General features: G+C 54.9%; 15 protein-coding genes. 12 read left to right on the top strand and 3 right to left on the bottom strand.

Going from position 1 to position 11,261, the window contains the following annotated elements:
- Positions 1-8: 8 nt before the first annotated feature.
- The 6 genes from PCPL58_RS00970 (at position 9) to PCPL58_RS00945 (ending at position 4,099) form a co-directional block, all read left to right on the top strand.
- The gene (locus tag PCPL58_RS00970) at positions 9-293 is read left to right on the top strand and encodes a hypothetical protein (RefSeq protein ID WP_065348618.1); all 285 of its coding nucleotides are present in this window, start codon (positions 9-11) and stop codon (positions 291-293) included.
- Between the two features lie 27 nt (positions 294-320).
- Positions 321-926, top strand: a complete 606-nt coding sequence (locus PCPL58_RS00965; protein ID WP_065348617.1) for a single-stranded DNA-binding protein — start codon at positions 321-323, stop codon at positions 924-926.
- Between the two features lie 83 nt (positions 927-1,009).
- Entirely contained in the window at positions 1,010-1,249 is a 240-nt protein-coding gene (locus tag PCPL58_RS30425) for a hypothetical protein (protein ID WP_157893871.1), read from the top strand.
- Positions 1,233-2,144 (top strand): hypothetical protein, encoded by a 912-nt coding sequence (locus tag PCPL58_RS00960; RefSeq protein ID WP_157893870.1) that lies wholly within the window; start codon positions 1,233-1,235, stop codon positions 2,142-2,144. Before PCPL58_RS30425 ends, PCPL58_RS00960 begins: the two co-directional genes overlap by 17 nt.
- 466 nt (positions 2,145-2,610) lie before the next feature.
- A complete protein-coding gene (locus tag PCPL58_RS00950) occupies positions 2,611-3,480 on the top strand; it encodes a nucleotide-binding protein (protein ID WP_004662055.1) in 870 nt (289 codons plus the stop codon).
- On the top strand, positions 3,473-4,099 hold the full coding sequence (locus tag PCPL58_RS00945; RefSeq protein WP_065348614.1) for a hypothetical protein: 627 nt from the start codon (positions 3,473-3,475) through the stop codon (positions 4,097-4,099). The genes PCPL58_RS00950 and PCPL58_RS00945 overlap by 8 nt, the downstream gene beginning before the upstream one ends.
- A 134-nt stretch (positions 4,100-4,233) precedes the next feature.
- On the opposite strand, the gene PCPL58_RS00940 is transcribed toward PCPL58_RS00945, so the two are convergent.
- Positions 4,234-5,211 carry an IS5 family transposase gene (locus tag PCPL58_RS00940; RefSeq protein WP_065348561.1) on the bottom strand — a complete coding sequence of 326 codons (978 nt, stop codon included), beginning with the start codon at positions 5,209-5,211 and terminating at the stop codon, positions 4,234-4,236.
- A 114-nt stretch (positions 5,212-5,325) separates the two neighbouring features.
- Entirely contained in the window at positions 5,326-5,733 is a 408-nt protein-coding gene (locus PCPL58_RS00935) for a hypothetical protein (protein WP_004666948.1), read from the bottom strand.
- Positions 5,734-6,130: 397 nt separating this feature from the next.
- Between PCPL58_RS00935 and PCPL58_RS00930 the strand changes: the two genes are divergently transcribed.
- Positions 6,131-6,481 (top strand): plasmid mobilization protein, encoded by a 351-nt coding sequence (locus tag PCPL58_RS00930; protein WP_002556109.1) that lies wholly within the window; start codon positions 6,131-6,133, stop codon positions 6,479-6,481.
- Between the two features lie 490 nt (positions 6,482-6,971).
- On the opposite strand, the gene PCPL58_RS31820 is transcribed toward PCPL58_RS00930, so the two are convergent.
- Entirely contained in the window at positions 6,972-7,247 is a 276-nt protein-coding gene (locus PCPL58_RS31820; protein WP_065348612.1) for a hypothetical protein, read from the bottom strand.
- Positions 7,248-7,467: 220 nt separating this feature from the next.
- Between PCPL58_RS31820 and PCPL58_RS31815 the strand changes: the two genes are divergently transcribed.
- The 5 genes from PCPL58_RS31815 (at position 7,468) to PCPL58_RS00900 (ending at position 11,043) form a co-directional block, all read left to right on the top strand.
- Positions 7,468-7,893, top strand: coding sequence for a hypothetical protein (locus PCPL58_RS31815; RefSeq protein WP_065348611.1), 426 nt, complete (start codon positions 7,468-7,470; stop codon positions 7,891-7,893).
- 137 nt (positions 7,894-8,030) lie between these two features.
- Entirely contained in the window at positions 8,031-9,119 is a 1,089-nt protein-coding gene (locus PCPL58_RS32395) for an LPD7 domain-containing protein (protein ID WP_331716480.1), read from the top strand.
- 8 nt (positions 9,120-9,127) lie between these two features.
- Positions 9,128-9,508 (top strand): hypothetical protein, encoded by a 381-nt coding sequence (locus tag PCPL58_RS32390; protein WP_331716479.1) that lies wholly within the window; start codon positions 9,128-9,130, stop codon positions 9,506-9,508.
- A 305-nt stretch (positions 9,509-9,813) separates the two neighbouring features.
- Positions 9,814-10,479: a relaxase gene (locus tag PCPL58_RS32385; protein ID WP_331716478.1), complete on the top strand. Its 666-nt coding sequence runs from the start codon at positions 9,814-9,816 to the stop codon at positions 10,477-10,479.
- A gap of 135 nt (positions 10,480-10,614) precedes the next feature.
- Positions 10,615-11,043 carry a GntR family transcriptional regulator gene (locus PCPL58_RS00900; RefSeq protein WP_060409988.1) on the top strand — a complete coding sequence of 143 codons (429 nt, stop codon included), beginning with the start codon at positions 10,615-10,617 and terminating at the stop codon, positions 11,041-11,043.
- Positions 11,044-11,261 lie beyond the last annotated feature (218 nt).

The following is an 11,261-nucleotide window of genomic DNA, read 5'->3' as shown; positions in this document are numbered from 1 at the left end:
CATTAGCTATGCCTGAAGAACAACAGCCCAAGGCGGCGCAGTGGCCAGACGGTGACACGATGACGGCGCACTGCCCCAACTGTGAAACACCCGCAACCGTGGATATCGTCAACGTCAGAGCGTGGGAAATGACCTGGCGTCCAGTGGATTGCGACAACTGCTTTGCAGAGTTTGAGTTGTCGGCAGACGGTTCAACGGCATTGCTGCTGGGCCCAGCTGAGCAGTCCACAGCCCTAGGCCGAAAGCTTCTGAGCACGATATTCGTGTTTGATCCGAACGAAGACACCCCTTAAAGAACTCATTGAAGAAGGAGCGCAATCATGGCGCGTGGCATCAATAAAGTGATCCTGGTAGGCACCTGCGGACAAGACCCTGACTGTCGTTACCTGCCCAACGGCACAGCGGTAACCAACCTGAGCCTGGCCACCAGCGAGCAATGGACCGACAAGCAGAGCGGGCAGAAGGTCGAGAAGACCGAATGGCACCGCGTGTCGCTGTTTGGCAAGATCGCAGAAATCGCCGGCGAATACCTGCGCAAGGGCTCGCAGGTCTACATCGAGGGCAAGTTGCAAACCCGCGAATGGGAAAAGGACGGGGTGAAGCGTTACACAACGGAAATCGTCGTGGACATGCAGGGCACCATGCAGCTGCTCGGTGGCCGTCCACAGGGCGACTCACAACAAGGCCAGAACGGCCACGGTAGCGGCGGCAGTGATCATCAGGAACCCACTCAGCAGCAAGCCCCCCAGCAGGCGGCACCGGAAAAACCGTCCGGCAAAGGGAAAGCCGCATCAAAACCGCCACGTGCATCAGGTAAGCAAGCACAGGCCAAAGCGTCTGCACCGCAACCCGCTGGGGATTTTGACGGCGGTGACGACAATATCCCGTTCATGGACCCCTACCGGTTCACATGGATGATGGTTTAGCCCTCCTCGGTACCCGTCACGCCGTGACGGGTTCTAGCGTCGTGGAACATCTGCCGTTCAAGCATCGACCCAGGAGAACTGTCATGAACCAAAACTCAAACTGCCCACCGGTGGCTCGGCTGATCGGTGTCACCGAAAATTCAGGAGAAGGTTGCGCATGCTCCTTGGTATTCGAACTGGAAAGCGCATCAGGGCAGAGGCTGACCCTGACCTATGGCAATGTCATGGAAGCTCTAAGATTTGCTCAGCAGCAATCAGTCATGGCACCTTTGTCGGAGCATTGGTGGGCACGGGTGGAGAAGTACGATGGTTGCACATTTTAAGGTTACGCCAGGAAGGCATCCAGCCTACAAGGTCACTAAGGAAAATGTCGAAGAGTGGTTAGGGCGGCGTCATCCGTGGTTCCAGCCAGGTCAACAGCGAGGAGATGACCGCCATTTTGCGGTTTGCCCCTACTGCGACAACGCCATCCAGCTCAAGGGCGTTTACAAGGAAACTCCCGGAGGTGCCCGGCGGTACGGGAGTCACGTTGGGAGTGAAATGAAGGGCTTTGCTTTCAATCGGCTCGATCTTGAATTCTGTCCCTACAAGCTCAAAGCGAGTGGCCGTGGACCTGACAGTCGCCGTGCACCGGGGCCTGTTTCTCGGGAGTTGACCGACTTGGCCATCAACGAGTTCGACCGGATTGTGCTGATCTTGCGCAGTGACTTCGGATTTTCGTTCTCTGACAAATTCGCCGGTGACATGCTTGATCAATGGCTGGACTCTGAGGGCCATCTGTACACAGGTGCACACCTGCGCAACCTGCCCTGGATGATTGCCTATTTCGGCCCAGTCCAGAGCTTGTTTGGTCAGTACGTTGGTAAAAATGTTGAGCTTGCTGAAGGTATTCGCACAAAGGTGCCATCAGCCAGGATCACTTCGGAGGGGCAGCTGGTGAAGGGGCATCAGTGGTTCAAGCTTGAACTGCAGTGCCTGCACCACCGCGTGAAAGTCGATGACGAAGACGCAAGCTTGGTCGAAACGCTCAAGCTTCGAGTCCGGGACTTCACACGGACCAATGAGGCTGCCAAGGCTCCCAAAGTGTACGAAAAACAGATCATCTTCGACCCGGATCGGTTCGAGGCGCTGATCCATGTCTCACCCGAGCAAGCACAGCGCAATGAAAAGCTTCTGGCGGTGGCTAGAGAAATTGCGACCAAGAGGGGAATCATATGAACCACGGTGCAACGTCAGCGCCTTTGGCTCCAGATCTAGGGGCCATATTTGAGTTCCAGGACAGTCGTGCAGGAACAAGCCTGGGTGTCTCCCTGGCGACGCTACTGCAATGCCTGTGTATCGCTGAACAGCGTAACCTGGTACCACCCTTTGAGGCGGACTGGGCGGTTGAGACAATCCCGCCAGCGTTACTGGAAATGGCTCAGCTCAACACTGATGACGCCGACGCAAACAGTCATCAGGGCTGATCGTCTTCAACCCGCCGTACCAGTACCACACCCTCTTTCGTTCTCGGACACGTCAGGTGCCGCGCTCCCGGCTCGTCGTGACGCGCTCTATCGTCGCGGCGAACGGAAGCACGGGCGCAGCGCACACTTGACGCTACCTCGTTCAGAAAAGGCTCACCTTGGGAGTGTGGGGTAGCTTCACCACCCCGCGCTCCCGAGGTCAACGCGGCCGTTGCGGGATGACAAGGGCCGCGCCCTTGGTGTTGAAACTCTACGCCACAAACCATTCTATTCAGGCGATTGATCGCCTCAACTCGACCATAGGAAACACTATGAACAACCTTATGCCGATGGAAAATACTACCCACTGGATTCTTCAAGGGAAAGGCGGCGTGGGTAAGTCCTTCGCGTCATCCATTCTCGCGCAGTACATGATTGAACGCGGCCATGAGCCAGCGTGCGGGGATACTGACCCGGTAAACAGCACCTTTTACCAAATTGCTGCGTTAAACGTTCAACTGATCAAAATTGCTGAAGACGGGATCGTGATGCAGCGCCTTTTTGATCCGCTCTTTGAGTCCATTCTGCTGAGCGACAGGGTGTCGGTTGTCGATAACGGAGCCTCGACGTTTTTACCGTTCGCGCAGTTCATAAAATCCAATTGTGTTCTTGAAACAATGCAGGAATACGGTAAACAGGTATTCATACACTGTGTCGTCACCGGTGGCCAATCGAAAGACGACACGGCAGCCGGACTAATTTCCTTGATTGACCTGGTGCGAAGCACCCAATCCAATGCAAAAATTGTTGTTTGGGTAAACGAGTTTTGGGGTAAGCCTACTTTTGATGGCAAAACCCTGGAGCAGAATGAATGGTTTCAAGAGGCCTTGCCGATCATTCAAGGGGTTGTCACAATCGTTCAAAGAAATGGTGATGACTTTATTACTGATATTCGACTGATGACTGAGCGGCACATGACTTACCGTGAAGTTAAAGTCTCCACTGATTTTGGCTTGATGCCTAAGTCAAGAATATTCAATGTGTTTAATGATGTTTATCGTCAATTGGATGTGGTTTTTTCCCGTGAGGATGGAAACTCGAATGAATGATAAAGAGCTGAATCATAAAATTCGTAATGAAGTATTCTCCGAGCATGGGATTCGCCTGTCCGAAAAAGATCCCATCTTTTCCGTAGTGCTTGCCAATAAGATGATGCTCGACAGTGTGAGTGATTCACTGGAAGAGGTGGTTCGTGATGTTCCACGCGCGATGAATACGGTCATTGAGAAAATTGTGCTCGCTGTTGAAGATTCGGAAAGGACTGTAGGGTCTTTACGAGACGAGACCAAAGGCATGTTGAGTGCCTTAACCAAACTTGAAATTGAAAATGCGCATCAACGTATCAAGGAAATTGTGGTTGCTGATACCTCTGCTGTATTGACGGGGTCTACTCAGGCGCTGCAATCAGTGGCTGCAAAGGCGGAAGGCAAAATAAACGAACTGTCAGCGAGTTTGCGAGATACCAAGCTGTTAATTACGAATGTTTGTCTTTCTGTTGCCCTTGCTTTAACTGTGATGACGGCCTCTGTTGGGGGGGTGATGTTGTATGATTTTGCGCAGGACAGTCAGGAAAACGCCAACTATTGGTATGGAGAATCAAAAAAACAGAGTCAGGCTATTGATAGGTTGCCCAGTAATGTTAAAAAGCAGGTGTTAGGGAAGGTCTGAAGTAGGCAGACTTTTTAACCCTCCCGTTGCTTCAAAGTTTCAAAAAACGTCGTTTCAATCGAAAATCAGACCTTTGCCTCGCCCAACTCCTCTTTTTTCTTCGGACAAGCGCTTTTTAGCGTCAATTGTCCACATTACAGGCGCACCTCTCCTGTATTCAGCAGTCGTTTTCGCATCATCCACAGATTGGACAGAGCAAATAGCGTGGTCTGCTGCGCAGTGTTTTTCAGCAGGCCTCGGAAGCGTACTTTCGTATAACCAAACTGGCGTTTGATCACTCGAAACGGATGCTCAACCTTGGCGCGCAGTTGAGCTTTCGCGTATTCGATTTTGCGACGCATGCGCCCGATCAGACTTTCCTTTGCATGCTTTTTATAACTGCTGGGCCGCGCTGCAATCGACCATATCATTTGGCGATTTTGATGCTCGGGACGCTTTTCGACACCGGTGTAGCCCGCGTCGCCAGAGACGTAAGTTTCTTCTCCGTGCAGTAACTGGTCGACCTGAGTTACGTCAGCTACATTCGCCGCCGTGCCCACCACGCTATGCACCAAACCGGATTCGGCATCGACACCGATGTGCGCTTTCATCCCGAAGAAATATTGATTTCCTTTCTTCGTCTGGTGCATTTCAGGGTCACGTTTTCCGTCCTCGTTCTTGGTCGAACTCGCCGCATGGATGATCGTTGCATCGACCACGGTGCCCTGGCGCAGCAACAAACCACGGTCGCCCAAATAGCCATTGATGACCTGCAAAATCCCACCGGCCAGCTCATGTTTCTCCAGCAGTCGGCGGAAATTGAGGATCGTGGTTTCGTCCGGAATCCGATCCAGGTGCAGTCCTGCAAACTGTCGCAGAATTGTGGTTTCGTAGAGCGATTCTTCCATGGCCGGATCGCTGTAGCCGAACCAGTTTTGCATCAGATGAACCCGCAACATCGCCATCAACGGATAGGCAGGGCGACCACCTTCGCCCTTTGGATAGTGTGGCTCGATCAGTTTGACCAAGCCATTCCAGGGCACGACCTGATCCATCTCGATCAGGAAGCGTTCACGGCGGGTTTGTTTGCGTTTGCCAGCGTATTCGGCGTCAGCGAAGGACATCTGCTTCATCGGGACTCAACCGTTCAGTGCTTGGGACTGGCGTATTTCACCAGATTTGGAAGTCTTTTTCAGAGTTTCCTTAGAGCTGATGAGTAAAAAGGGGTGAGTTCACCCCTTTTCTGACTATTTTCGTCCGTATATTCGGTCTTTGTCAGGTACAGAGTGGTGCACTGCATTGCTGTCTCTGCCGTTACCGCCGAGCCCTGCGAAAGGGTGAGGCTTACCTTCAGGCTGTTGAGATGTTGTTAGTTTCTGACTCGCACTACGTGATTCTGAACTTCCAGCGATGCCTGTATTTGCCTCACTTATCTTAGTGCTACGGCGGATTCTGTACAGAGCGCTTTCGAATGTTTTCATGGTGATTGCCAATCCATCATCTTCTAGCGCTTTCAGAATGGCTGTGCGGCTCACCCCTGCCTCAAGCGCTCTTTCGATGTCAGGGAAAATGTCACGCAGGCGGCTGGCCACACTGCGACCGTTCTGTGCGTTGGCCATTCTGTTTAGGGTGTCAGCAATGGTTGATTTGGCCATAAATGTTCCTTTTCATCAGGGTTTGCAGTGGGGATGCAGTGAAAGTGCAGTGCAATGCAGTGTAGGTGCAGTGAAGATGCAGTGCAAATGCAGTGAGGTGCAGTGCACGTGCACTGATAATGCAGTGAAAGTGCAGTGTGATGCAGTGTAGGTGCAGTTATTTTGCAGTGCGAGTGCAGTGCAAATGCAGTGTGCACTTGTCTTCTGGAGCCGTACTCGAAATCCGAATTCGCAAAACAGGCACGTTACCGATGTATACGGGGGGATGAAGCGCCCCCCCGAATACATCGCCGTGCCAAAGGGGAAACCCCTTTGAAACCCCGCAGAGCGGTAGCGCTGCGCTTGTCGTTTGTCATCAGTCGATAAATCAATTGCGTCATTGATCGTCGGAGGCCCCATGGCTGAGCAGCCCCCCAAGACCCGTGTCCTGACCCTGCGTGTGGGTGAGGATGATCACACCGAGATACTCAGGAAAACCAAGGAAGCAGGCATGACGACTTCCGAGTTCCTGCGTGACGTTTTTATCAATGCGAAACTCACCTTCAATGTTAAAGCGGCCAAGCCACAGGACTATCACCGGCTGCTGTTCTTCTATAACAAAACCAGCAACAACATTAACCAGTTGGCCCATCAGGTGAATGCTGCACACCGCCGTGGCGTCATTTCTGAAAAGACATACACCCTCTGGTTGAACAAGTTGACCGCCATCGAGGCCCTGCTGTTGGCAGGTGTCTCTGATGCTGATTAGGCCCAGTGGGTACAACACTGGCGCACAGGAATATCTCGAAGAAGGCAATAAGTCAGGGCGTGAGTTCACTCGCGATGAACTGGATCATCGCCTGGTTATATCCGGCGACCTCGATTTAACCCGTTCTATATATGAGAGCATCCCTGATCGCGGCCAGGACCGTTACTTGACGTTCACGCTTAGCTTTCGTGAAGACGCTGTGGCTGAATCCACACTTAAAGCAGTTACAGCCGAATTTAAACAGTTTCTCATGTATGCGTATAAAGCGGAAGAATTCAATTTCTATGCAGAAGCGCATTTGCCGAAAATCAAATGGGTAACTGACAAGAAGACCGGCAAGCCTGTCGAGCGCAAACCGCATATTCATGTGATCGTGCCGCGCATTAACTTGCTCAGTGGTAATGAAGCCAACCCCGTGGGCTTTTATAAGAATCATGAGAAGTATTTTGAGGCTTTCCAGGAATACCTAAACCAGAAGTACAACCTTGCGTCACCCAGAGAGCATGTTCGGGTAGACATTGCTGATGCCGCAAGCGTGCTGTCCAGGTACAAGGGCGATGACTTCTACGGTAAGAATCGGGAGTTCAAGCAAACGCTGGTTAGGCAGGTGATTGAAAAGAACGTGACCACCCGTGAGGCGTTCTACGAGTTGGCGGCCACCTACGGTGAAACGCGCATCCGCAACCAGGGCAAAGACAATGAGTACGTGGCCGTCAAGTTGCCCGGTGATGCGAAGTTTACCAACCTCAAAGAAACCATCTTTCACGATGACTTTATCGTCAGGCGCGACTTGAAAAAGGAGCCGCTTGATAAAGCGATCATTGCCCAGCGGTTAACTGAATGGCCGCAACGGGCGATGGAAATCAAGTATGTGGAAAAGGCGACACCGGCGTTTCGCAAGCGTTATGTGGCTGCCAGCCCAGAAGAGCGTCAGCAGTTGCTTGCTGAGCGCGAGCAGAAATTCTACCAAGTCCATGGAGAACACAATGACAACGTACACACCGGGCAACGACAGAGAGATCACCAGCGAAGTCCTGCTGAAACTGCGGGGCGACGCACTGCCGCACCTGCCGATGGCCTGCAAGACCTGTCCGTCAGCGATGTGGCAGATCACCGGCAAGCCGGATCGGCCCGAAGCCGTGACGGTGCGGTGCTACTGCCCAGTGATGCACACGTTCACCTGGGACAGTCGCAACCAGGAGGAGATTCTGGATTGCGACCATCTGTACCAGGAGGAGGACGAGGAAGAGGAAGAGGGAGCAGGTCCACAGTTGAGCGAGGAAGAGGAGGACGCGGGCCTGCCGCCGTTTCTCAGGAAGCAACGGGAACAGCAACGCCAGCAGGCGCTACAGGCCGACGCCGGACCGGAGCTGGAAAGCCCCGAAACGCCCGAGTACGAACTGGACGCGTAGTCCCGCCGTATGCCAAGAACCCGCACCGCGTCGCGACCATCGCTGACATCGAGGAGCGAGGCCGACGCCTTTTTGATCCGCTCAAGAAGCCTTCTGACAACGCGCTGGTGTTCTACAGAGCACCTTCCGTCACGTCGATGCCCAAGGCAGCGACTGCGACAGCAACGCCTGGACGATCTTCTGTCGGGCGTAGGCCCAGGGCTCCAGGCAAGCCTCGCCCTCCCCGCCAATGGCGGCCTGGCTCTGTCGTCCCGCCCTACGCCAAGAACCCGCATCGGGTCGCGACGGTGGCTGACATCGAGCAGCGCGCCCGGATGCTGTTCGATCCGCTCAAACGGCCCGCAGACAAGGCGCTGGTGTTCAAGCGCGCCTCGATCAAGGCCCTGACCGTTAACAGGCAGGCCTCGACGGTGGCCGCGTATTTCACGCGGGAAGCGCAGCACAACCAGATTGCCCCGGCGCATCGATGGGCAATACGCCGGATCGATCAACAGTATTACGCGCTCAGGCGCGCCGTGTTCTCCGATCAACGCTTAACCCGCCAAGACAAGGCGCAGCTGGTTTCCGTGCTGACCTTCGAACGGCTTAAAGCGCGTGAACAGTTCCACAACCCGAAACCCAACACCGAGGTGAATTTCATGGGCAGTGCAGCCATACGCAATCTGTTAGAAGACGAAAAAGAAGACCCAGGCTTCAGCATCAGCGGTGCCAGAGGGCCTGGCCCTGAAGGCGTGCGTGACCGGGTGAAGCGGGTCATGGATCGCTTTGCCAAACAGGTTGATCCCGCCGCCGCCAGTCAGCGGGCCCGCGACCTCAGCGCCAAGGACCTTTACACACGCAAAGCCAAGTTCAGTCAGAACGTGCATTACCTGGACAAGCAGACCGACAAGACCCTGTTTGTGGACACGGGCAAAACAATCTCTATGCGCCGCACGGGGATTACCGAATCCGGGGTGTCCGTGGCCCTCCAGCTGGCCAGGGAGCGGTTCGGCAGCACACTGACCATCACCGGCACCGCCGAATTCAAAAAGCTGGTGGATCGAGGCGGTGGCCAAGAATGGCCTGGACGTGCATTTCACCGACAAGGCCATGAACGCAAAGCCTGGCTGACCGCCGTGCAGAGCTGGACATCGAACGTGATGGCCAGAGCATTGGTCCTGCCACCGACTTGCCTCGGCACGTTGATGACGCCACACGGGACGTGCGGGACCAGGCGGATCGCCTAGGCGTTACCGTGCCTATCGAAGCGCTGTATGGCCAAGGAAAAACGGCTGACCAGGTTAGCCAGGCGCTGGCCACCCAGCTCGACACTGTTCCCGAGCCGGAGCGCATTGCGTTCGTGGAGACGGTGGCGATCACCCTGGGCATTCCTGAACGCGGTCAGCCAAAAGGCGACCAGGCTTTGCGCAATGGCAGGCACAGCGTGCTCACCCTGATGTGGATTCCACCGCCGGCCACGTCTGAGGCACAGACCAGCACGCCTGAGCCGGTGAGTACTTCAGCTGGCACAAGCCCAGCGCCGGCACCAGTGAACCCCGAAGCCGCAAAGCCTAATGCCAACAACCTGGCCTCGGTTGATGACTCCTCACGGGAGATACGGGACCCGTTACAGTGACAATCGAGGGATAAGAAGGAAACCGCTGAGCAGGTTAGCCAGGTACTGACCAAAGAGCTGGACTTCGTGCCAGAGCGGATGCGCGTTTCGTTAGTCGAACTGGTGGCGACCACGCTGGGCATTCCAAACGTGGTGAGCCCAAGGGCGATCAGGCCTTTGCAATGGCAGGCGCAGCGTGCGCAATCGACTGCCGATCCCGCAGCAACAGCCACAGCTGAAGGGCAGACCAGTCGGGCCAACGATCCGGACCTGCAGAGCCCAGCGAGCTGGTCAGGCTTGAAGCACAATGGCGTCGTGATTTTCCGATGTCCGAAGCGGATGTCAGAGCCTCTGATACGGTCATGGGCTTGCGAGGTAAAGACCACGCCATCTGGCTTATTGCGGCGGAACAAGACCCTGAAGCGCTCACGTCTTACATGGAAAACGACAGCTATCGTGAAGCGTTCAAGGCCAGCATCGTCGCCACTTACAAGCAAGTCGAAAACTCGCCTAAGTTGGTCGATGATCTGGACCACCTCACGGAGATGGCTGCCCAGATAGTCAATGAGGTGGAAGAGCGTCTGTTTCCGACACAAAAGCAGCAACGAGCCAGACAGCCCCGTCCAGGAGCAAAGTCATCGAGGGCACGCATCGAGCATGGGAAGCACCAACACACAACCAACAAAATACTTCGTGACGCCAAGCCCGAGGGCGGTAAGCCCCGCACGGTGTGGGCGGGGCTGGAAGAGGCCATGGGCGACGCAGATCTGAAGCAAGGCGACCAGGTACGTTTGCAAGACCTGGGCACCCAGCCTGTCGTGGTGCAGGTCATCGAAGAGGACGGCACTGTCACGGACAAAACGGTCAACCGCCGCGAATGGTCTGCGCAACCGACCGCGCCTGAGCGGGAAGTCGCTGAAACCACGCCAAAGGGCAGGCCATCGCTGCCGGCACACCGGAGCTGTCATCCCCGGATGAAGATGACGGCATGAGCGTGGACTGAGCCGCCTGATAGGCCACCTCCCGGCCAGGAGGTGGCACCTAAGAAATCACACCTCAACCTGTGCCGCGCCGAGTCAGGCGCTCCGGCGCAGGGTTGTGTTCGCATGCGTAAAAAGGAGAAGTAAATGAGTAACCGCAGAACGCAAAAACTGCACGCGCAGCACGTGCTCGAAACCATTGCCCTCGGCATTGCACAGCCTATAGCGCTGCCTCGCGAGACCATAGAAGAAGCGCTTCGCGGAGCCATTATGGACGGACGACTTGAACCAGGTGAACGGCTTGCGCAGCAAGCCATCGCCAATGCCTTCCAGGTCAGCCGTATGCCTGTGCGTGAAGCGCTGCGCTCGTTGGAAACGCAGGGTTACATCGCCGCGCAGTACCACAAAGGCTACCTGGTCACGAACGGCAACGAGCCGCCCCAGCATGGTCACCTGCCGGGCTTGCTGAGGTGCGTTGCAGAGGGTCACAAAAGGCTGGCCGACCTTGAATCGAAAGTGGCCTTTGAAAACGAAATCCTGCGCGTCCTGGGCCAGCTGCGTCCCACTCCGTGCTGATGAGTGGCCTAGCTCTTTGAAAGCAACGGATTTTGTAGGGCGAAAAGCGGAGGTCCCATGCTACTATCCGGCACAGTTTTATTTGCAGGAAAGCGACGATGTAGATTCACGAATCGCAGAAACCAAAAAGCCCGCTTGCCGGCGGGCTTTTTGGAAAATCTTGAACAGGCCAGATGAGCAATCGACACCTGTTCAACACACATAACGTGAGCTGATTA

It is taken from the genome of Pseudomonas cerasi, from assembly GCF_900074915.1.
In the GTDB taxonomy this organism is placed as follows: domain Bacteria; phylum Pseudomonadota; class Gammaproteobacteria; order Pseudomonadales; family Pseudomonadaceae; genus Aquipseudomonas; species Aquipseudomonas cerasi.
The sequence above is the reverse complement of the archived record's forward strand: the minus strand, read 5'-3'. Positions and strand labels throughout refer to the sequence as shown.